The organism is Arhodomonas sp. KWT (genome assembly GCF_010993615.1).
In genome coordinates, this window is the sequence record NZ_WNXE01000041.1 from 1 (window position 1) to 22,703 (window position 22,703).

Annotated in this window: 17 protein-coding genes; 8 read left to right on the forward strand and 9 right to left on the reverse strand. The window is 67.8% G+C overall.

Annotated elements, in window-relative coordinates:
• Positions 1 to 371 precede the first annotated feature (371 nt).
• The 9 genes from G7A99_RS08900 to tssJ form a co-directional block, all read right to left on the reverse strand.
• The gene (locus G7A99_RS08900) at positions 372 to 1,511 is read right to left on the reverse strand and encodes a hypothetical protein (protein WP_163139617.1); all 1,140 of its coding nucleotides are present in this window, start codon (positions 1,509 to 1,511) and stop codon (positions 372 to 374) included.
• Positions 1,512 to 1,515: 4 nt separating this feature from the next.
• Positions 1,516 to 2,604, reverse strand: coding sequence for a type VI secretion system protein TssA (tssA, locus tag G7A99_RS08905; protein WP_163139619.1), 1,089 nt, complete (start codon positions 2,602 to 2,604; stop codon positions 1,516 to 1,518).
• Between the two features lie 134 nt (positions 2,605 to 2,738).
• Complete coding sequence (locus G7A99_RS08910) at positions 2,739 to 3,272, reverse strand: type VI secretion system tube protein Hcp (protein WP_018718760.1); 534 nt, start codon at positions 3,270 to 3,272, stop codon at positions 2,739 to 2,741.
• Positions 3,273 to 3,705: 433 nt separating this feature from the next.
• Complete coding sequence (gene tssM, locus G7A99_RS08915; RefSeq protein WP_018718759.1) at positions 3,706 to 6,192, reverse strand: type VI secretion system membrane subunit TssM; 2,487 nt, start codon at positions 6,190 to 6,192, stop codon at positions 3,706 to 3,708.
• Complete coding sequence (gene tagF, locus G7A99_RS08920) at positions 6,189 to 7,148, reverse strand: type VI secretion system-associated protein TagF (RefSeq protein WP_240466203.1); 960 nt, start codon at positions 7,146 to 7,148, stop codon at positions 6,189 to 6,191. Before tagF ends, tssM begins: the two co-directional genes overlap by 4 nt.
• 7 nt (positions 7,149 to 7,155) lie before the next feature.
• Positions 7,156 to 11,157, reverse strand: a complete 4,002-nt coding sequence (locus G7A99_RS08925) for a type VI secretion protein IcmF/TssM N-terminal domain-containing protein (protein ID WP_163139621.1) — start codon at positions 11,155 to 11,157, stop codon at positions 7,156 to 7,158.
• Between the two features lie 15 nt (positions 11,158 to 11,172).
• Positions 11,173 to 11,880, reverse strand: a complete 708-nt coding sequence (icmH, locus tag G7A99_RS08930) for a type IVB secretion system protein IcmH/DotU (protein WP_163139623.1) — start codon at positions 11,878 to 11,880, stop codon at positions 11,173 to 11,175.
• On the reverse strand, positions 11,877 to 13,226 hold the full coding sequence (tssK, locus tag G7A99_RS08935) for a type VI secretion system baseplate subunit TssK (RefSeq protein ID WP_163139625.1): 1,350 nt from the start codon (positions 13,224 to 13,226) through the stop codon (positions 11,877 to 11,879). The genes icmH and tssK overlap by 4 nt, the downstream gene beginning before the upstream one ends.
• 57 nt (positions 13,227 to 13,283) lie before the next feature.
• Positions 13,284 to 13,841, reverse strand: coding sequence for a type VI secretion system lipoprotein TssJ (gene tssJ / locus G7A99_RS08940; protein WP_084594199.1), 558 nt, complete (start codon positions 13,839 to 13,841; stop codon positions 13,284 to 13,286).
• Positions 13,842 to 14,526: 685 nt separating this feature from the next.
• Between tssJ and G7A99_RS08945 the strand changes: the two genes are divergently transcribed.
• The 8 genes from G7A99_RS08945 to G7A99_RS08980 form a co-directional block, all read left to right on the forward strand.
• Entirely contained in the window at positions 14,527 to 15,048 is a 522-nt protein-coding gene (locus tag G7A99_RS08945; RefSeq protein WP_018718753.1) for a copper resistance protein NlpE N-terminal domain-containing protein, read from the forward strand.
• 164 nt (positions 15,049 to 15,212) lie between these two features.
• Entirely contained in the window at positions 15,213 to 15,971 is a 759-nt protein-coding gene (locus G7A99_RS08950) for a hypothetical protein (RefSeq protein ID WP_018718752.1), read from the forward strand.
• Positions 15,972 to 16,010: 39 nt separating this feature from the next.
• Entirely contained in the window at positions 16,011 to 16,544 is a 534-nt protein-coding gene (gene tssB / locus G7A99_RS08955) for a type VI secretion system contractile sheath small subunit (protein WP_018718751.1), read from the forward strand.
• A 22-nt stretch (positions 16,545 to 16,566) separates the two neighbouring features.
• Complete coding sequence (tssC, locus tag G7A99_RS08960; protein WP_163139627.1) at positions 16,567 to 18,066, forward strand: type VI secretion system contractile sheath large subunit; 1,500 nt, start codon at positions 16,567 to 16,569, stop codon at positions 18,064 to 18,066.
• A 119-nt stretch (positions 18,067 to 18,185) separates the two neighbouring features.
• Positions 18,186 to 18,650 (forward strand): type VI secretion system baseplate subunit TssE, encoded by a 465-nt coding sequence (gene tssE, locus G7A99_RS08965; protein WP_163139629.1) that lies wholly within the window; start codon positions 18,186 to 18,188, stop codon positions 18,648 to 18,650.
• A complete protein-coding gene (gene tssF, locus G7A99_RS08970) occupies positions 18,650 to 20,482 on the forward strand; it encodes a type VI secretion system baseplate subunit TssF (protein ID WP_163139631.1) in 1,833 nt (610 codons plus the stop codon). Before tssE ends, tssF begins: the two co-directional genes overlap by 1 nt.
• The gene (tssG, locus tag G7A99_RS08975) at positions 20,446 to 21,519 is read left to right on the forward strand and encodes a type VI secretion system baseplate subunit TssG (protein WP_018718747.1); all 1,074 of its coding nucleotides are present in this window, start codon (positions 20,446 to 20,448) and stop codon (positions 21,517 to 21,519) included. Before tssF ends, tssG begins: the two co-directional genes overlap by 37 nt.
• The coding region (locus G7A99_RS08980; protein ID WP_163139633.1) for an AAA family ATPase at positions 21,516 to 22,703 on the forward strand (1,188 nt) is incomplete at its 3' end. The genes tssG and G7A99_RS08980, both read left to right, overlap by 4 nt.

Below are 22,703 nucleotides of genomic sequence, written 5' to 3' on the forward strand. Positions count from 1 at the left end.
GGTGGGGGAGCAGCCCGGCCGGTGCGCCGAGCTCCAGGCGCAGCAGCCGCTGGTGCTGCGTGAGCTCGACGTCGAAACGATCGAGCAGCGTGTCCATGAGAGAGACATCCGTCATAGCCAATCTTCCTGATTGCTTCTCGCCCGATGAGTTTCGGGGCATCCTTGCCGCGGGTCTCACCCGCTGCTAACAGGCACTCTGCATTTGTGGCAGCCGGTCACCGACCGTGCTTCCCGCCTCACCGGGCAAGCCAGGTACCGGCGCCATCGAAGGCCCTTAGGCCACGGCCGCGGGTAACCGCTTCACCGGCACGGAACCGCCCGTGGTGCCCTCGCCTCGTCCGGTGGTCGCGATAACGCCCACCGATGACGTCCTACCCGGCATCAGCCACGCCCTTGTCCGCCTCGAGTGCAGGACTACCAAGCAGCCACTGCGCGCCGGTAATGCCATCCTCTCTGAGCTGGAGCAGCAGAGCGTTGCCATCCACTCCGGCCACCGCAGCCCCGAGGGCGATCTGGACGCCGTAAGCGGCATCGCCGGGCCAACCGCACAGCATCTCGATATCGGCACCATGCTCGGCGAGGTCCATCTGCGGATAGCGGACACTGAGCATGCCCGCCAGCTCCCCGGAACGCCCCGGCAAGCCCGGGGTATCCGTAATGATCGTATCCGCCTCGGGCAGATCGTCACATACCGATGCCGTATATTCGCCGATACAATCCTCCAACGCCTGCGACAGCCCGCGCCCCTTCCGTCTCGACACGCACGCGCTCCGCTGCCCGCGATGCAGCGTCCACGCGGTCCCCGGGGCGCCCCCCGACTCGTCCGGCACGAGCCGCCTGAACACAACAGCGCTGGCGGCCTCCCCGGCGGCCAGACCCTGCGGATGCATTACCGTCCTCAGGGCGCCTTCACGGGCGAGCTGGTCCACACCAGGGCCATTGACCAGCGACGAGGCTGACAGCCAGACCACCCATCTGGCACGGCTCCCCGGCATCGGTGCCAGACGCTCGTGAAGGTTTGCACAGTCGGCAGGAGGGCGGACCTCGACCCACTGGAACGTGACCGGCAACCGCCACCGCTCCAGCATGCCCTTCAGCCGCTCGACGACCCAGTCACGCGCAGGGGCGGCCAGTGCGGTTGTCCAGACCACATCCACGACGGCCTCTTCGGGGATGTCCGCCGTCACGAGCAGGAGTTCGTCCAGTAGTGTCCCCAGCAGTAGCCATTCGCGACAGACTATGGGGTCGCCCGGCACACCGGGGGAAGCCTCGATGAGTCCCTCTATCCGATGCACAAGTGCCGGCTCACCGCGTGGTCCCGAAAACGCGGCATCCTGCGCCGGCGCCACGGCCTCCGGCACACCGGAGGTCGACACCACACCGGCAGGGGTCAACGCCAGGGCCGCCACGAGTGCCAGCCGCCCGGCTTCAAAGCGTGGCGACGCGTCCATGGCCGGCGCCTCCGGCTTGCGGTAACGGTGCAGCCGATCGTAGATCGAGGGGCGGTGCATGGGGTCATTCCTCCCCGGCGACACGGGTGCCGAGGGTGTCGCGGATGCCCTCGATCACGCCGTCGTCCCTGATGACGTCGCGAAGCCATTCCTCCAGCGGCATGCGTCCCCATTTCACGGCCCGCTCCACCAGGTACGGCACGGGGCTGTGTGGTTCGCTCTGCCTGAAGAATCGCGAGACCCCGGCGAGCATCTCGAAGGCCTCCTCCCGGGTCTCCGGCTGGGTGCGCAGCGCCCCGTCGCGACCTCCGGCCGCCGCCGGCGCGGGGACCGTCCATACCGCCTCCCCGGCCGGCCCGTCATTCGCCTCGCCGGCCTCCTCCGGCATATCGGTGACACCGCGCTCGCGCAGCAGCCGGGCCACCAGATCGCGGCACTGCTCGAGCTCGGCCTGCAACGCCGAATACCCCGGGCCGTCGACACCGAAACAGGCGTCGCTGCAGGCCTCGAGCTGCGAAAGGGCGTCAAGACACCCCTGAAGGCCGTCGTGTCGCTCCTGCAGGAAGGCGGTGTCGCTGAGCACCACGGAACGCTGGAACAGCTCATCGTTGATCTTCCCTTCGGCGAGCGCGGCCTGCATGGCGTCCGCGTCGGCACGGGCCTGATTCTCGACCTCGCGGGATTCCTCGTAGTCGACCAGGGCGTAGCCGTTGCCCTGCACCAGCGGCAGACCGCGCGCCACTTCGGCGAGGGTCGAGGCGAGCCAGTTCAGGCGCGCCACACGCTCCTCGGGGTCGGGGTCCAGCTCCGGATACAGCGTGTCCCAGAACTGCTCCAGCAGCGTGCGCGTCAGCGTCAGCCCGAAACGGATTCCCGGGAAGCCCTCACGATGTGCCAGCCCCTCGGTGAGCCAGGCAGCGAGCTGAAGATCCTTGCTGCGACCGGCAAGCGCCTCGGAGGACAGGTGTACGACGGCCTCCCAGTCGGAGCGTTTGAGATCGACCTCCCAGTCCCCCTGGGGCAGGTAGGTCGGGTCGGCACGGCGGGCCTCCTTTATCTCGTCGAACAGCAGCGAGAACGCCAGGTCCTCGCCGCTGCCACCGTCGACCGGGGCCGTGAGCGCCTCGATGGTCAGATCGCCGAGTGTCTGCATGGCACCTTCCCTGGTGGGGGTTGCGTGATGTGCGCATCACCTCCGGCGAATGGCACGCCGCCGTTGCGGCCGTGTTTCCCCTATCGCCGCTAAAGCCAGCGGAAACGCGGGCCCCGGAGGGCCCGCGTCCGTGGTCAGGAATACACCTTGTTGCGGGTGCGATCCCAGCCGCCGGCAACGTTGCCGCCGCCCTGGCCGTCGGAACGCTTCTGCTGGGTGTAGGTGATCTTGATCCGCGCGAAGTTGAACTTGATGACCTCGGAGGGCAGGTCGTGCACGTCCTCCTGGTTGACACTCTCGTCATAGCTTGCGGCGGTGGAGGTCCCCTCCATGTTCGTGGAGGAGACGATCACCTCCTCGAGCTTGATCTCCATGTAACGCAGCTTGTCCCCGCCGGCACGGTTGACGTGGAGGGTGACATCCTTGATGTGCTGACCCTTGCAGCACGCCTCGAAGAGTTTCGCCGAGGCCTTGTCGACATACTTGCGCACGCGGAACTCGCTGAGATTGACACGCTCTGCGGAGGCGCCGCCCGCCGAGCTCGCCGTCGAGGACGTGGACTGACTCGCACCGAAGTCGAAGCTGAGCGCCTCGATCCAGTCCTTGTGCTTGTCGTCCAGGCTCTCACCGGGGATTCCGTCGATTTTCAGATACGCGTCGAATGCCATGCTCCATTGCTCCCAATTTTGCGATCGACAGATAGACACCCGCCATCCCGTGGCATGGATGTCGCTGAATACGCCGACGTCCGCTGATACAGGCCATCGCCGTTATTGGGGAGACACTGGATAAACGCCGGAGCGGGCGGGATTGCCCCATCGAACGCAGAAATGCGCGGCACTGAGCGTGGATATGACATGATTACAGCGTTCCGTGCTACTGCGCCTGACGACTCTCGCCGGTTATCAGCGCTTCCCTGGGTTGCCGCAGCGCACCGCGCTGCGGCAGCTTCCGCCGGCCGATGACGACACAACGCCCCGTCACCACCCCGGACAGAACCTAGCGCCCGCGTTCATGCAGGCGCCGTGGAAGTCATTTTTTCGCCTTCAGGCGGATTATGCAATCGCCGTCGTGGGGTAACGAGATCCCGTTCACTTCCCGTCACTGTTTGTGCACCTCGATCTCCACACGCCGGTTCGGCGCAAGGCAGTCGATCAGCCGGGCCCGGGGCAGATCGTCGCCGCAGGTGACCAGTGGCCGGCTGCTGCCGACACCGTCCGCCTCCACCAGTCCCGAAGGCACGCCCCGCCCGATGAGGTAGCGCCGCACCGTGCGGGCGCGTTGCAGCGACAGGCGCCGGTTCGCGCTATCGCTGCCCACCCGGTCGGCGTGACCGGTAATGATCACCTCCCCGAGCCTCGGCGTGTTGAGCAGCCGCTCGGCAACCTCGTCGAGCTCGTCACGCCCGGCGTCCTGGAGGCCGGCATAGTCGCCGCGGCCGAACGCAAACAGCGTATCCGAGCCGAGCATGATGGTCTCGGGACTGGACAGGGACCGTTCTAGGAGGCTGTCGATATAGCGTCTCGAGCTGGAAATCAGGAATTCGTTGCCGTCGATGCGCGGCACGTCCGGCTCATGCAGCTGCCGGGCATAGAAATCGATCTGTCGCCCCGCCCGGCGGAGGCCGCGTTCGTGTCGCGACGCCCCGCGCTCCGGGGCGTCGAGCTCTGGATACCACCACGCCGGTAGCTGGCGGATGAGGAAGTCGGGCTTCACGTCCGCCCGGGGCGAGCTGGAGAGCATGACGTAGGTGCCCAGCGCATTGCGGCCGAAACCGGCCAGGGCCTTGGCCGTGTTGCTCTCGGGCTGGGCGAAACCGGCGACACCGTCGATATGCACCGCTTCGCGAATATCGCTGTCGCGCCGGTAGACGTCGACCGTGGTCAGGGTATACAGCGATTTGGTGAGGTTGGCGGCGACGGGCTCCAGCATGATCGGCCGCAACGCGGCGAAGTAGCGCCGACGGACCGCGGCCTCGATGCGCTCTCCCTGATAGAGCCCGAAACGCATGGACCAGGGGACGCCGGTTTCGCTGTGGCGACGGTAGTAAGCCGCGGCCGCCCCCCGCAGCGTGTCGAGGGTCTGCCACGGGGCATACGCGTCCGGCCGGCCCGCGTCGTCGGACCGGGCCTGCGTCAGCGCACTGTCCAGCCGTGCGATCTCGCGGTGGTTGTACCAGGCGGACAGGGACCATACCGCGCAAAGGAGCAGCATCGCCGTGGCCCCCGCGCCGATCCATCCCCACTTGCGGCGCCGCTCGCGGGCGTGGCTCGCATACAGCCCGATAAGGTGCTGATCCGGAATAATCACACGGGTGAACAGCTCGTTGATGAAAAAGGGGCGCTCGCCGTGCGCCGCCGGCTCCCCGCCCTGCCCCGGCTCCAGGGCGAAGCGGCGATGGACGTCACGGGCCCAGGCGCCGCGGATGGCCTCTCCGTCCTGCAGGGCACTCACGAAGTAGAAACCGCGCAGCAGCGGTGCGTCCTGGTACGGGTTGGCATTGGTGAGCGCGGCGACGAACTGCTCCAGGGGACGGGCCAGTGCCGCGAACTCCAGCGGGAACTGCCACGCCACGCCGTCCTGCCGGGCCTCACGGATATCGCGCCGCACCAGATCGTCCTCGCTGACCTCCAGCCAACGGCGCCGGAGCCGCTCGAAGGCAACCCGGAACTTCTCGGACCAGTCCACGCGCTCGTGGCCGCGGTGCGCGAAGGTATGCCCGAGGACCTCACAGCGGCGCTCCTCGGAGAGGCGCTCGAAGAACGGCGCGAAGCCCTGGATCAGGTCGCACTTGGTGAACACCAGGTAGATCGGCAGGCTCGACTCCAGTGACTCGCGTGCCTCCTGTATCCGCTCGCGCAGCCGCTTGGCCAGCTGCTCGCGCCCGCTCTGATCGGTGGTGATGACGTCGCTGATGTTCACGGCCACGATCAGGCCGTTGAGCGGACAGCGTCGACGGTGGTCCCGCAGCAGCGACAGGAAGGCCTTCCACTTGCCGGCCTCGTCGCCACCGTCCATGTACCGCCCGGCGGTATCGAGCAGGATCGCATCGGCGCTGAAGAACCAGTCGCAGTGCCGCGTCCCCCCCATGCCGGCCACACGGGCATTCTCGCGCTCGGCGAACGGGAAGTTCAGGCCGGACTGGTAGATCATGGTGCTCTTGCCCGCCGCCGGCTGGCCGACAATCATGTACCAGGGCAGCTCGTAGAGCGCGTCGTTACGGCGCCAGCGGGCCCCGCCACGCTGCTTGTGCAGCCGTTCGATGGCCTGCAGGAGGCGCTCGCGGAGCAGGCTGACCTCTTCCCGGTCCTGGGGGCTGGCCTCGAATACCGCGCGGTCCGCATCATCGAGGAGCAGATGCTCCAGATTGCGCTTGCGGTCCACGCCCCGGTAGAGCAGCAGCACATACGCGGCGGAGAGCACGAGGAACGTGCCGATGCCGAACAGCAGGCTGCCGAGGGAAGAGAACCCCAGCACGACCCCGAGCCACCAGACCAGGAAGATGGCGGCGAAGAACAGCCCGCCCAGAAAGTAGGGCCGGTACTTCAGGAACCAGTACTTGAGCAGCGACCATCTCAGGCGTTTCATGCGTCCCATCCGTTGGCGATGTCCCGTTCCAGCAGTTCCGTAAAGCGGGCGGTGAATTCGGCCAGCGGGAGGCGCTCGTCGGGCAGAGCAAGCGTCCCGGGATGCCATACACCTGTGCCGAATGCGGCCAGAACGTCATGGCCGTGATCCCCGCCGTCACGGCCGGCGAGCAAGGGGTAGAAGTGGCCGGCATCGTCCGACGGCGGCACCAGCAGCAACCGCGGGCGCATGAAGTCGTCGAACAGCAGACTCATGGCCGGCGAGGGCTCCGGGCCGGGCAGCTGCTCACCGAGCCATCGATGCCACAGATCGGCCACCGAGCGTTTCAGCCCGCGCTCCGCGGGCAGGGGCAGAAACGCCGTCGGGCGACGTCGACCATAACGCCACTGCCCCATCAGCACGGCAAGACGGTGAAGACAGGCGCCGGTGACGAACTCCGGCCAGCCCTGGCGAAGCGTCGCCGCGATGTCGGCGAAGCTGAAATCCTCGAGCAGGCGCGCGTGTACGCGCTCGTACAGGGCGATGTCCTCGTCGCTCAGTGCCCGCAACTCACGGATCTGCCCGCCGGGATCGGTGGTGGCATCTCCGTGCACCGCGTTGATCAGGATCGGGCGGATCCGCCCGGCAAACATCTCGCAGAGCGTGTGCACGCAACCGATCGGCACGTGGCGCCGCCACGCCTCGATCACCTGGAAAACCAGGAACGGATAGCGTCGCCCGCTGGCATCGCAGGAACTGATCATGCCCCCGATCACGTCGCTGCCGTCCCGGGCGCGGAAACCGAAATACACGATGGGCAGCGCATCGAAACACGCGATCCAGTCCGGCTGCTCCGAGAGCTCGAGCAGCCCTGCCTGCAACCGACCGTCGAGCTCGCGAACGGCATCGCCGGCGGCGTTCACACCGATGAAATCGGCACACGAGGGCACCTTTCCGAAGCAGCCGATCATTGCCATTGCCCGCTCACTGCGCCAGCTCCGGAATGGACAGCGAGCGGATCCGCTGCAGGTCCGTGATGCTCACACCGCCGAAATTGCGCACCTGGAAACTGACGGCGCCGGCGTAGGTCCGCCAGCTCAGGCGCTGCCTCGCCCGGTCGACGGCACTCACGTGCGCGCTGCCGATCATCCGCAGCAACCCCCAGCGGTTGGGATAGTCGAAGACCGTGTGACGGCGGCCATTGCGGGTGACGACGTCGAGCCGTGCCCCGGGGGTTTTCGCCTCGCCGGGCCAGACCATGCGTTTCCATTCCTGGCGGTTGTTGCGGTAGTGAAGCGTCTGCCCGTCTATCGTGAGGATGATGTCGGTGAGTCCGGGGGAGGGATTCATCCGCACCTCGAAGCCATTGCGCAGATCGGAGAGGCTGTCGACCACCCGTCCCAGCTCCCGCGCCCTGTCGATGCTCTCTATCATCCGCGGGTCCACCAGCCCGGCCTCGCCATCGTCCTCTCCGCCGGCGAGGTCGCCGATCTCCTCGTCGCGGAACGTCGCCAGCAGACCGCTGTCCGGATCGATGAAATGCGATACGTCGCGCACCGACGCCTCGTTGACGGAATCGGCCACCGGATAACGTCCCGCTACCATCTGCTGCCACGGTGTATGGATCCGCTCGTCCCAGGCCTTGTTGAGCTGATGGCGAGCAGGGCCGTTCAGGGCCTGCCAGGTGTTCTCCACCGGCGTTTCGAACAGCGGCCGCAGCGTACTCACCAGGGCCACGCGGGAGGTGTCCACCTGAGCGGCTACGAAGTTGCGCAGCACACTGACCTCCGTGGTCTTGCCGGTCAGCGTCGCCGCGATCAGCGCCTTGCTCCGGCTGCCCGGGCTGCGGGCCTTGCGGATGGTGTCGACCCGTACCTTGAGCTGACGCAGATCGAGCAGATAACGGCTGAGCAGGGACTCCTCGCTGCCGCTCGCGCGCTCGGCAACCAGCAGACGTGCCACGGGGCGGAAATGCGCCGCCAGCGCACCGTCTTTCAGGCGCGGGAGTGACGCCCGGTCGAGCCCGCTGGAAACACGCTCCCCTGCGCCATCGAACACCCCCGCGACGCGCCCCCAGAAGCCCGCCTCCGGTTCCCCGTCCGGCTCCCGGTCGCCGAGCGCGTCCGGGGCGTCCCAGGCGGTATTGCGGTGCACGGCCTCGAGCACCTGCCGCAACGGGGACTTCTGCAGGTCACCGAGCCGGGCAAGGCCCGCACTGGCCTCCTCCAGGGTGGCGAAATCCGCCACGTGGGTGTTGCGCAGGAAACGCTCCCAGGCCCGTGCGTAGTCACGTTTGTAACGACGCATGAGCTGACGCACGAAACGGGCCTTCGAGCGGACCTCGTCGTCGCTGTCGCCGTCGTCCAGCACCCAGTCCGACTGCTGCCTGAGATCCCCGGACACGGTTTCGGCCAGTGCGGGACGCAGATACTCCCGCCACACGCGGCGCGTGTAGAAGGCCGGTACCGAATGCCGCGCGTAGAGCAGCCGGCCCGGCATGTCGGGGGCCATGTCCGCGAGCGTCAGCGACTCGTAACGGTCCTCGACCTCCAGCTGGTATTTGAGATAGGCACGGTCGACGAGCGTGTTGTCGATCAGGAAGGCGTTGAGACTCGCCCGCGCACGCTTGACCAGCGCCGGATCGCGCGTCAGGGCCGGCGCCTCGCCGGCACGGAGATAGTCCGTATACAGCTCGCTGTTGGCATCGATCACCCCCGGGGCCGTCCGCGGGTTCACGCGGTGCCACAGCCTGGGCAGGGCACCGGCGACGAACGCCCCCTGATCGTCGTGGCGCTGCGGCGCCGTCAGGATCAGGTAGAGCTTGAGAACCGAATACCCCTCGATCAGCCGCTCGACGTCGCCCTGGTCCAGCTCCGCCAGGAACGCCTCGGACAACGACGGCCCGGCATCCCCCGCCCCCCCGCCATCGGCGTCACCGCCGCCGATGGACGACAGCGTCTCGCCGGGATTGCGCAGCCGCCGCTCGAGCTGATTGCGGGCATCGCTGCGCGCCGACCACCAGGCATCCCGGACGCTGTCGGTGGTCCGCGAACTCGCCTCGCTCCGCACCCGGCTGCGCGCCTCGGACAGGCTCGTGGGCATGCTGCCCAGCGTCGGCCTTGTGGTGGCGCGCTCACGCACGCGCTCCACCGCCTTGTCGCCCATCGACGCGGCCTCGCCCCGCAGCGCGGCCGCCGCCCCGGACGCCCCTCCGGTCCCGGCGGCATCCCGCGGTGCGGCGCCGGCGGACGGTACCGCCCCGGTCCGTTCGGCAAAGGCATGGAGGGCGATCAGCCGGCGGCGCAGGTGCGCGACCACAGGCTCGAGCGCCTGCTCGCGCATCAGCCTCGACCAGCTCGTCTTCAGCTCCGGCGCGAGGGCCGGTCCCTGGTAGAGGCCCGCCCCCCAGAGCACCGGCACGCCCGTCTCGTCGAAGCGCGCAATGCGTTCCAGGTGGTCATGCCAGCCCGCCAGCAGCCGGCCACGCTGGTACACGTCCAGCGGGCGGCTGTCGCCGGCGGCGACCAGATCCGAGGCGATCGCCTGCTGCCATTCGCGGTTGTGCCAGGCCGAACCGGCGAGTAGCGCGACGACGCCGACCGTCACCACGGCCGCGGCGATCAGCAGCAGCGGCGACCAGCCCCGCGAGGCCTGGTAGAGGCTGAGATTCCGGTCGGGGAATATGACCTGGCGGAACGCGTCGGCGATGAAGAAGCTGCGCTGGCCACCACCGGCCACCACCCGGGGCGCGGGATCGGCCGACGCACCGGCCGCTGCGTCGGCGGACGCCGGATCGCCGGAGCCGCGTCCGGAGAGGGCGAAGGTCTCGCGGACCTGGTCGTCGAGCAGCGCAGGCAGCGGATCGCCGTCCTGCAGCGCGCTGGTGAAGTAGAGCCCCCGGAGCAACGGCGCATCGTCGGGATGACGGCGCCGATCGAGACGTGCGATGAAGTCGTGCAGCACCTCGCCGAGCTCCGCGAAATAGTCGGGGAAACGCAGCAGCGCGCTGTCGCAGCGCTCCCCCTCCTCGGCAAGACGCCGGTCCACCCGGTCACGCAGGCCGGCCACGAGCGCCGGGAACCGGCGCTCGAACGCACCGGCGACCCCGCGGTTGCGGACGTCCTCCAGGGAGAACGTCACCCCCCAGGGCGTCTGGCGTTCCTGCACGTCCAGGCCGGCGAACGTGTCGAGGAAGCCGGGCAGCAGGTCCGCCTTGCTGAAGAACAGGTAGACAGGGGGATCCCCCCCGAGACAGCGACGGTACTCGTCGATCCGCGTCGTGAGCCGCTCGGCCAGGGCCTGATCCTCGCTCCGGCTCTGTTCGAGCAGCTCGGGCAGGCTGACCACCAGGATCAACCCGTTGATTGCCGGCTTGCGGCGCTGTCGCCGCAGCGTGCGGAGGAAGTCCGCGAACTCCGCCGCGGGCTCGTCGTCGACCAGGTAGCGCCCGGCGGTATCGACCAGCACCGCGTCCCGGCTGAAGTACCAGTCACAGTGCTGCGTGCCACTGAGTGCCGAACTGCCGGCGCCGCCCGCCATGGCCGCCGACAGCGACGAACGGCTCAGAAGCGATGTCTTGCCGGAGGCCGACAGGCCCATGACGAGATACCAGGGCAGCTCGTAGAGCGAGGCACGCCCGCCGTCCATCGAGCGCGCGGCACGCTGCATCGACAGGGCGTGCTGCAGGCGTTCCCGCAGGATGCGGTAATCGCCGCTGCCCTCCGCCTGTTCCGCCCCCTCGCGGTGGACCTCCAGCTCCACCAGGCTCTCGATATTGCGCTCGGCGCGGATACGGTGGTACTGGCGCAGCACGACGGCGAACAGCCACAGCGCGGTCCACAGCGCCATGACCATGAAGATCGTGTCGCGCTCGCGGATCCACAGCGGCAACAGCACGACTGACAGGGCGAGCCCGGCGAGCCAGAGCAGGATGGAGACCGGCCAGAATCCCTTCAGGGCCTTGAGTATGCGTTTCAAACGATCCATGTTCGCCACCCGCCGCTACAGACTGAACAGGGCGCCGATACGCTGGATCAGTACCTCGCTCTCGCTGCCGAGCCACCAGCGCAGTCCGCCATAGACGGCCAGGCAGATCAGCGCCATGAACAGCAGGTACACCCACAGCGGGATCTCGTGGCGCAGCAGCTGACTGACCTGGTCCGGCAGCTGCCACTGCTCGCGCGCGTCCTCCGGGGCACGGCGGTAACGGGCGATGTCCTGGCCCAGGGTGTTGGCGATGTAGCGCAGCTGGTCACGGTTGTCGAGGCTGAACTTGCCCTCGAACCCCAGTGCCAGACAGCGATGGTAGACCTCGAGCACATCGAGGTTGCCACGCACATCCACGCGCAGCGCCTCCAGGCGCTCGAAGAACCCCTCCCCCGCCAGGTGGACGCCGAAATACTTGTACTGGAAGGGGTGCATCTCCAGGTGGCCGCGGATATTGTCCGCGCCCCCCTTGAGCACGCTCTCGTCGAGAAAGGCACAGAGCGCGTACTGGGCGTCGCGCACGGCCTCGACGCTGTAGCGTGCGTGCCGGGCCTGCTTCTCGAAGGCGATGAACCACTCGTCCACCCGCTCCGCGAAACGCTCGACGCTCGACGCCTGTTCGCCACGGCGCACCATCAGGATCATGGACAGGAAATCGCGCGAGAACGCGGCGAGCGTTGCGGGCTCTGCCACGTTCCCCGACACGGACAGGGCTTCGTTCATTTCACTACCGCCATGAGTTCGATGCTGAGACTGGGAAATCCGCTGGGGACGTAGAATGAGATCGCCTGCGCGGCCATCATCCGTTCATAGCCGCTGCCGTGGGGCTCCAGCGCGAAGTAGTGGTTGTCCAGTCGCACCGGAATCGCGCTCGGCAGCCGCGTGGCGTGCTCGAGCCGCACCCCCGGCAGCGCGGTGTTGACCACCACCTCGATGTCATCCGGCGAGCCGACCTTGAAGGCCCTCGGCACGAGTTCGATCAGCCGGGCACCGGGCATATCCGCATGGACGCTGATGTAGAACTCGGCCCGGGTGAGACGCTCGTCTTCCAGGCGGGCGAGGTAGTAGGACGGGCGCGTCTGCTCCAGCGGAATCGAGATGTACTGGTTGGGGATGACGATATCCAGCAACTCCCGCACCGTCCCCTCCAGCCGGGAGAGCGACGCGGCGGGATCGCGGTGGTCATACTCGGGGATATCGCCAAGGCGGTGCGCCATGGAGAACGTCATCAGGCTCGCCGCCAGCTCGGCCAGGAAACAGTACAGCCGCTCCGGATGCAGGGACGGGTGCGCCCGCAGGTGCGCCAGCCGCGGCCATGCCTGATTGATCGTGTAGAGCAGCCAGAACAGGGTCACGTCGCTGGAACCGAACTCGGCGACCTGGTCGGCACGTTCACGCCGGCGCCCCGAAAGGACCTCGCTCCGGGCACCAAGCAGCCCGAGCAGACGGTCGGCGATCTCCCGCGGCAGTGCCGCCGTATCCAGATGCAGCGCCGGCGGCATGAACTCGCGCTGTTCCAGGCCCAGCCGCCCGGCGGAGTTACGCGATAGCAGGCCGATCGGGCAATGGGTGTAGCCCTCCAGCTCGTCGGTCTCGAGCATCAGCACGGTGGCGTGCTCCAGCATCCCCAGCTCGTTCTCCAGCGCCCCCTCGTTGAGGTCCGGCATAGTCTCGAAGCGCTGCACATAACGCCGCTGCCCCTGCCGGGAGTCGTGTCCCTCGTCCGCATAACTGGGCGCGTACGGCTCGAGCAGCCGCAACGCGGCGTGGACGCGCACCTTGCCGTCCAGCGCGAGGTCGCCGAGATCGCGCGCCGGCGGCAGCGGATCGTGCTGCGGGGCGTCGACGAACGTGCCGTCCGGGAACACCAGCTTGAGACGGGTCAGCCTGAGGGTGCCGCGCTCCAGGGCGCTTTCGTCGAAGGCGAGGGCCTGAACCCCCCAGTCGAAGGGCGTGTTCCGTCGGCCCAGCTCCACCGTGTTGCGCTGGTGGTATTCATCCTGATACTGAAAATGCTGCGGCAGGAGGAACATTCCCTCCGACCACATGATCCGGTTCCGTTTGCTCACGCTAGCCTTCCAGTTCCATTGGCCGACATTCGCATTCCACCGGGCCGTCCCGGTCCGTCACTGCCGGGCGAGCAGGTCGCTCCCCCGCTCGACGAAGACGTGCTCACCATCGAGCCGGAGCATCACGCCGTCGGAGGACCACAGCACACCGTCGTCGCGGAGCGCCTCGGCGTCGAAGGCGACACGCCACTCCCCACCGTCGGGGTTGCGGAAGAACACCGCCACACCCAGGTACTGCGCCCGTGGCGACAGTGCCGCCGAGTCCGTGCGCGCCTGGCCCGGCAGCAGGGTCATCTCGCGTTTGGACAGGAGTGCCGCCCCGAGCACCCCCGCGTCGTCGCCCCACAGCTGCGCCATGGATGCCTGCATGAACGGGTCAAGCTCACCGAGCTGGTAGGTCCGCACCACCACCGAAAGCGCCCGGCCCGTCGCGTCCGGGTTGACCGTCTCCGTGGCGGTCACCGTCACCCGTGCCTCGGGGTTCTGGCTGAACAGCATGTCGCCGGCCCAGGACCCGTCCACCTGATTACCCATCCGGTCGGCGATACCACAGCCCCCGAGGGCCAGGGCGATCAGGCAGGACAGCAGCAGCCAATGCACTCGAATTCCAGTCATTTCCGGCAACACCCCGACACCCGTTTCCAGACAATCCGCCCCTCGATCCGCAAGGCCCCCTATGGGCCGCTGCAAATCAGCGCGTTTGGCGGGAAGAGGTAATCGCGGGACCGATACGCCGGCTGCGCAGCGTCCCTGCGCCGGCTGGACGGGGCCCTGCGGGCCAGCTCCGTCGCCGGCACTGCACGTGCCGGCACCACGGCCGGACGATGGTGGAACGACGACCCGGGGAAAGGCGCTGGCGATCAGTCCGGGTATGCCCTCGCGGGCACAGCGGGCGCTGCTGGACACGGACAACGATCGCAGCGACCCATCCCGGTCCTGCCACCGTCATGCGCTCGACTCCTCCGCCGGAACAGGCTTCGCGACACGTCCGTGAAACGGGTCCGGGACCTCCGCACCTCCGGGCCCCGACAACGATCAGGGCGCAGCACGCGGAGCGGCGCCGGAGACGCCCCATCGGCAAGGCGGCTCTGTCCCGCACCGAAGGCAGGACACAACGCACCGATGGACCGATTCACGGCCGGGAGACGGGAAGCTAGCGAGAGGATACGAACACGAGCAATCACCTTCCCTTGGCATAGTCAGTTCGCGCTTGGCGAAAGATACAATACACTCGTGCTGGCATGGAATGCTACATTCCCGGTAAAGTCTTACGGCGCGTTCATGGAACAGAACCGAGCCAATGCAGACACATGACACGGAACAGTCGCGGCGCCTGACCGCCCTTCTCACGATGGCAATGCTGGTCGTCCTGGCCGGGTGTAGCACGCCGCCACCCCGGAGCGGCCCGGCGTTCAAGCCGGCGGAGCGGTTCGTCGGCACCCTCCCCTGCGAGGACTGCGGCGGCATACGCACGGACCTCGTCATCCACCGCGATCCCGAGACCGGCAGACCTTCCGGATTCCTACTCAACCGCGAGCGCATCGACGCCGCCGGCGGCGAGCGGACCAGCTCGGCCTGGGGGAGCTGGGAGGTCGCCCGTCCCGCTGAAGGGAAGACGCCGGCGCGCTATCACATGACGCCGGAAATCGGCCGCGAGCTTTACTACGAGCGCCGGTCCAACGGCGCACTCCAGCCCGTGAGCACCCAGGGTGAGAGACTCACGGGCGCCGACGGGCGGGCGGTGGTCCTGGAACCGCGACCCGTGCGGTTCCCGCCGACCACCGCGACAGCAATGCAACGGCCCGACACGGCAGAGGACTGACCGGCACGGCCGCAGACCACAACGGGTATGGCGCAACAGGGAGTACGCGCTGATATGCACACCGCCGAGCACCACGACCCGCAGGCGCCGCCCCTGCCACCGCAGGCGTACCGCCCCCCGGCGACGGGCCGGCGGCATGCGGCCTCCGGCGTGGAGTCCGCGCGATGAGCCAGCCTTTCGACGTCGAGGGGTTCATCCGCTCACGCAAGAACACCCGCACCATCTCGGAACTGCTCAGGGCCCAGGCGGCGGACTACCTCGGCACGGTCTCTCCACTGGTCAAGCCCCAGACACTGTTCGGTGAGTACCTCACCGGCGCGCCCCGCGGGAGCACCCGGGAGGCGCATCACAATTTCAAGGAATTCAAAACGCTGTATGAGCGTCACGCAAGCGGCCGGCCGTTCAGCCTCATGAACGAGCTGGAGGTGCCACTGGACCTCCTCGACTCGACCCCGACGCTGTATCCCCTCGAGCACGATCACGCGATCGACGGCATCGAGGGCACCATCCGTGTCCTCAGTCCCACGCGCTGGGTCATCGGCTACAGCAGCTTCGAGCTCACCCGCTTCCGGCGGATCACCCGGGACGCCAACCGCAGCAACTCGGAGCTCCATCGCTTCGTCGTGCACTACCTGATGGCCTTCTACTGCTTCAGCAAGGCCGGCGGCCTCGGCCGCCTGTTCAAGGGCCTGCGCTTCCCGGTCACGTTCCAGACGCTGGACGATTTCGGCGAGATGCCGTTCTGCGTAATCAACGCCCCCGTCGCCGCGCACCTGCCCGACGACCGCGTCATCCGGCACAGCACCGAGATATCCGGCAGCCGCACCTTCGAGGAGCTGGTCAGCCGCGAGGACATCGACGCCATGGAAGACGGCGTCCGGACCCAACTGCTCCAGGCCCTGGCATCCGGCGGGGAACAGTAGACCGACCCCAATCACTGGCCTGCCCAAAAGGAGTGACGCATGGCCAAGAACGAAAGCACCCAGAAAAAGCTCTCCCGCGTACGCGCCCCGCGGGTGCACCTGACCTACGACGTGGAGATCGGCGACAGCATCGAGAAGAAGGAGCTGCCCTTCGTCGTCGGCGTGATGGGCAACTACAGCGGCAACCCGCTGGAGCCGCCGCCGCGGCTGAAGGAGCGCAAGTTCGTCAACATCGACCGCGACAACTTCGACAGCGTGCTCAAGGGCATGAAGCCCCGCCTGAGCTTTCGCGTCGACAACACCCTGGCAGGCGACGACAGCCAGCTGCCGGTGGAGCTCAACTTCAACTCGATGGAGGACTTCGAGCCCGAGAACGTCGTCCGCCAGGTCGAACCGCTGCGCAAGCTCCTCGAGGTCCGCGGCAAGCTCGCCGACCTGCGCAACAAGATGGGCGGCAACGACCGGCTCGAAGAGCTGCTCATGGATGTCCTCCAGAACACCGAGAAGCTCAAGGCACTCGGCCAGGAGCTGGGTCGGGAGGCCGCCGTGGATTCGAAACAGGATGGCGAGTAACAGGTAAAGGGAGCCTACCACCATGGCCGACAAGCAGCCCGAACCGCAGACGGCGACGGACTCGCCGGAGGTCTTCGCGCCGGAGAGCTCACTGCTCGACAGCATCATCTCCGAAAGCCGGGTCGCGCGCTCTGAGAGCGAGCGCTCGCGTACCCGCGACCTCATCGACGAACTCGTCAATCAGGTACTCGAAGGCGAGGTCACGCCCAGCAAGGACCTGATCGCGGTACTGGACGCCCGCATCGCCGAGATCGATTCGCTGCTCTCCGATCAGCTCAACGAGGTCATGCACGCCAGCGAGTTCCAGCAGCTGGAATCCTCATGGCGGGGGCTCAAATACCTCGTCGACCAGACCGAGACGAGCACGAACATGAAGATCCACGTGCTCAACGCGCCGAAGAAAGACCTGCTCAAGGATCTCAAGTCGGCCTCGGAGTTCGACCAGAGCGCCCTGTTCAAGAAGGTCTACGAGGAGGAGTACGGCACCTTCGGCGGCGCGCCGTACGGCATGCTCGTCGGCGACTACGAGTTCGGCCGCCATCCGCAGGACATCTACCTGCTCGAGGAGATCTCCCACGTCGCCGCGGCGGCGCACGCCCCGTTCATCTCCGCGGCCTCGTCGGAACTCTTCGGCTGGGACTCGTTCACCGAGATGATCGGCCCGCGGGACCTGGCCAAGATCTTCGACACCGTCGAGTACGCCAAGTGGAAGTCCTTCCGCAACTCCGAGGATGCCCGCTACGTCGGTCTGACCCTGCCCCACGTCCTCGGGCGCCTGCCTTACGGCGAGGAGACTAACCCGGTCGAGGCCTTCAACTTCACCGAGAACGTCGACGGCCGCGAGCACAACAAGTACCTGTGGATGAACGCCGCCTACGCCATGGGCGCCCGCGTCAACGACGCCTTCTCGCACTACGGCTGGTGTGTCGCCATACGCGGCGTCGAGGGCGGCGGACTGGTCGAGGACCTCCCCACGCACACCTTCCGCACCGACGATGGCGAGGTCGCCCTGAAGTGCCCGACGGAGATCTCGATCACCGACCGTCGCGAGAAGGAGCTCTCGGACCTAGGGTTCATACCGCTGGTGCACTGCAAGGGTACGGACTACGCCGCGTTCTTCGGCGTGCAGTCCGCCCAGAAGCCCAAGCAGTACAACACCGACGTCGCCAACGCCAACGCACGGCTGTCCTCGCAGCTCCAGTACATCTTCGCCACCTCGCGCATCGCGCACTTCATGAAGGCGATCATGCGCGACAAGGTCGGCAGCTTCGCCTCCCGGCAGAACGTGGAGAGCTACCTCAACGAGTGGCTGTCCCAGTACGTGCTCCTTGACGACAACGCCGGCCAGGACGCGAAGGCCCAGTATCCGCTGCGCGAGGCCCGGGTGGAGGTCGCGGAAGTGCCCGGCAAGCCCGGCGCGTACAAGGCGGTGACCTTCCTGCGCCCCCACTACCAGCTCGACGAGCTGACCGCTTCGCTGCGTCTGGTCTCGGAGCTGCCGCAGTCCACGCGCGGCAGCTGACGCCGCGCCGGCCGCGGGCCCCCTGGCCCCGCCCCGCCACGCCCGGCACAGGGACGCGCGGGGCGGGCGGTGCCGCATCGCGAAAACAGGTCAAGGAAATGACGGCAACATCGCGCCAAATGATACCGACCCTGCTCGACCGCCTGCTCGACGGGGCGCCGAGCCAGCCACACGACCCGGGCCCCGGGCACCGGTGTACCCTGGACGACTACCGTGCCAGCGTTGTCCGCGACCTCGAGATGCTGGTCAACACCCGCCAGGACCTGCTGGCGGCGCAGCTCGATGCATGGCCGGGCCTGCAGGGTTCGCTGCTGGAATACGGCCTGCCGGACTTCACCAGCCGCGGGCTGAACTGCGCGGACGAGCGCCGCCGCATCCGGCGTGAGCTCGAACGCACCATCGAATGCGGCGACCGCCGCTTCAGCGGCGTGCACGTGAGTCTCGCCGACTTCGAACACGGCGACCGGATCCTGCGCTTCCGCATCAAGGCCCTGCTCACGCTGTCCGAAGCGGACGAGCAGGTCGCCTTCGATGCCGTGCTCCAGGTCAGCACCCGCCGGTACACCGTCCGGACCCTGCGCTGATGCTCGACGAGCTGCTGCCCTACTACGAGCGCGAACTCTCCCACCTGCGCTACCTGGGACAGGAGTTCGCGAACCGTTACCCGAAGATCGCCTCGCGGCTGCTGCTCGGCGCCGACGACTGCGAGGACCCGCATGCCGAACGCCTGATCGAGTCCTTCGCGTTCCTCAGCGCCCGGATCCACAAGAAGCTGGACGACGATTTCCCGGAGATTGTCGAGGCCTTCCTGGACGTGCTCTACCCCCACTACCTGCGCCCGACGCCGGCGCTGTCCATCGCGGAGTTCGACCCCGGCCGTGAGACGACGCTGTCCAGGCGCTATCACCTGCCGCGACACAGCATGCTGCACTCGCGGCCCGTCGAAGGCACCCCCTGCCAGTTCCGCACCTGCTACCCGGTCGATGTCTGGCCCATCGCCGTTACTGATGCCGCCCTCACCCGGCTCGAGCGATCCTCGTTCAACGCCCACGGCAACGAGCACGTCGCCCGGCTGACGCTCTCGCTTCAGGCACTGGGAAGCACCAACTTCGCCAGCCTCGGCATCGACCGGCTACGGTTCTTTCTCGACGGCGAGGGCGGCCTGATGCACCCCCTCTACGAGCTGCTGCTCAACAGCACCGCACAGGTGGCGGTACGATTCGTGGACGGCGGCCGCGAGCGGCAGGTGCGCCTGCCGGACGCCCCCCTGACCCCGGTGGGTTTCGCCGAGGACGAGGGGCTGATCGACTACTCGCCCCGCTCGTTTCTCGGCTACCGGCTACTGCACGAATACTTCCTGCTGCCCGAGAAGTTCCTGTTCTTCGACCTCAACGGCCTGGACCGGGCACTGCGGGAGCGACCCGCCACGCATGTCGAGATCGATTTCCTGTTCAGCGACTTCCATCAGCCCGAGCGCCTCGCGCGACTCGCCCAGAACATCGGCCGCAGCAACTTCCGCCTCGGCTGCACCCCCATCGTCAATCTCTTCCCCCAGCAGGCCGAACCCATCCGGCTGACGCACACGCGGCCGGAATACCCGGTCGTCCCCGACGTGCGCCATGCGAAGGCCACGGAGATCGTCTCCGTCGACCGGGTGACACGGATCGTGCGCACCACCGGCGAGGACCGCGTACGCCCCTGCCCGCCTTTCTTCGAGCCGGGCCACGTCGATGACGGCGAGGAGACGCCTTGCTACTGGCTGGCCCGGCGAGTCCCGGCCGCCTCCGGGGAAGGCACCGAGATGCGGCTGCGCCTGGTCGACCGCGAGCTGGGGATGCTGGAGGCGAGCAGTGACACCCTCAGCATGGCGCTCACCTGCAGCAATCGCGACCTCCCGCAGCTGATGCGTTTCGGCACGCCGGAAGGCGACTTTACCCTCGAAAGCGAGGAGATCGTCCGGCACATCCGCTGTCTGCGCAAGCCCACGACCAGCGTGCGCACACCGCTGGGCCGGGGCCTGGTCTGGCGGCTGGTCTCGCACCTGACGCTGAACCACACCTCGCTGGTCTCCCAGGGCCGGGAGGCGCTACTCGAGATGCTATCGCTCTACGACTACCGGGGCGCGTCTGCGGTGCGCAAGCAGATCAACGGGATCCTCTCCATCGACAGCCGGATCACGACCACGCGCATCGGCCATCCGCGCCCGAGCTTCGTGCGCGGCACCGCCATCACCCTGGAAATGGACGAGAGCCAGTTCACCGGCAGCGGCGTATTCCTGTTCGGGATGGTCCTGGACCGGTTCTTCGCCCAGTACTGCACACTCAACAGCTTCACCCAGCTCACGCTGCGTTCACGCCAGCGTGAAACGCGAGTCGCCGCATGGCCCCCGAGAACCGGCACACAGCCCCTGGTCTGATCGACCAGGCACGGGCGGAGCCCTGGCGTTTCGGCTTCTTCCAGCTCGTGCGCCTGCTGCGGCTGCATTACAGCCGCAGCGGACGCATCGACCCGGAGAACCGGCCCCACGACGATCCGCTTCGCTTCCGCTCGCTGCTCTCGCTGCGCTTCCCGCCCAGCGAGGTGAGTGAGCTGCGTTTCGAGGAGGGGCACGCACACGCGCCGGGCGGCGACGCCCTCACGGAGCTGCAGGTCACCTTCATGGGCCTCGTCGGTCCATCCGGGGTGCTGCCGCGCCCCTACACGGAGATGCTGATCAATCGCCACGTGGACAGTCGCGACGACGCCGCGCATGCGTTCTTCGACGTGTTCTCCCACCGGATGATCGCCCTGTTCTACCAGGCGTGGCAGAAATACCGGTTCCACATCGAGTACGAGCGCCGCGGCAGCAGCGACCTGGAGAGCGGCCTGCACCACCTCCAGGGGCTGACACCGACGACACTCCGGCAGCTCAACGACGGCGGACGCCCCGGGCGCATCGAGCGCGACCTGTTCAGCCACTTCGCCGGGCTCTGGAGCCAGCGCCCGCGCAACGGCCACAACCTGGAGGCGATCGTGGCGAACGCGACCGGCGCGCGCTGCCGGGTTACCCCGTTCTCCGGACGCTGGCTCACCCTGGACCCCGCCCAGTACACCCGGCTCGGCCAGCGCAACGCCCGCCTCGGCAAGAGCGCGGTGGCCGGCACCCGGGTACGGGACCATCAATCGCGGTTCACCGTCTCGCTGGGCCCGCTGGACGAGGACGGCTACCGCGCCCTGCTGCCGGGCACAGGGCGCCACGAGCGGCTGAAACGCATCATCCGGCTGTTCGCCGGCCCGGGGCTGGACTTCGAGATCGAACTGATTCTCGGCAGAGATCACCTCCCCCGCCCCCGACTCGGCCGCTCCGGCGGCCTGAGCCTGGGCTGGCTCGGCTGGCTCAAACGCAACGACGGCCCAGCCGCCGATCATGGCCGGGCGGTATTCGAAATCACCTATGACGGAGCATCGGTGTGAGTCTCAAATCCCTGTTCGACAAGCTCGACGACGCCTGCCGCAACGCCAGCGAGGGCGCGGCAGCCCTTTGCCTCTCGCAGCAGCAGCACGAAGTGGACATCGAGCACCTCCTGCTCAAGCTGCTGGAGACCGACAACGGCGAGATGCTGCGCATCCTCCGCCACTACGGCGCCGCCAGCGACCGCCTCGCCGGCGAGCTCGAGCGCACCATCGCGACGTTCAGAAGCGGCAACACCCGCACCCCCGTACTCTCGCCGCGCCTCACACGGCTGATCGAACGCGCCTGGGTCAGCGCCTCGATCGAGCACGGCGCCCGGCGCATTCACGGCGGCCACCTGCTGCTGGCCCTGCTGGCCGACGACGAGCTGCGGCGCATCGTCGCCAGCGGCGCCCGCGAGCTGGAGAAAATCAATGCCGACGACCTCAAGGCCCACCTCGACGAGCTCGTCGGTCCGGGACCCGCGCAGGCCACGGCGACACCCGACGACACCGCCGCGGACCACGGCCCCGCCCCGGCCGAGGGACACTGCCGCACCCTCGCCCTCGATCACTACACGGTAGACCTGACCGCCAGCGCCCGAGCCGGGCACATCGATCCGGTACTCGGCCGCGAGGCCGAGGTCCGCCAGATAGTGGACATCCTCACCCGGCGCCGCCAGAACAACCCGATCCTCACCGGCGAGGCCGGCGTCGGCAAGACCGCAGTGGTGGAGGGGCTGGCCCGGCGCATCGCCGACGGTGACGTCCCGCCCCCGCTCGCCGGCGTCCAGCTCCGCACCCTGGATCTCGGCCTGCTACAGGCCGGTGCCGGGGTCAAGGGGGAATTCGAGAAGCGGCTGAAGGACGTGATCGAGGAGGTCAGCAGGAGCGTGACGCCTATCGTCCTGTTCATCGACGAGGCCCACACGCTGATCGGCACCGGCGGCCAGGCAGGTCAGGGCGACGCCGCCAACCTGCTCAAACCGGCCCTAGCGCGGGGCGAGCTGCGCACCATCGCCGCCACCACCTGGGCGGAGTACAAGAAATACTTCGAGAAGGACGCCGCGCTTGCCCGGCGCTTCCAGGTCGTGCGCATCGAGGAGCCCGACGAGGCCACGGCCATCCACATGCTTCGCGGTCTGGCCGGGCAAATGCGCGCCCACCACGACGTGACCCTGCGCGACGAGGCCGTCACCCAGGCGGTC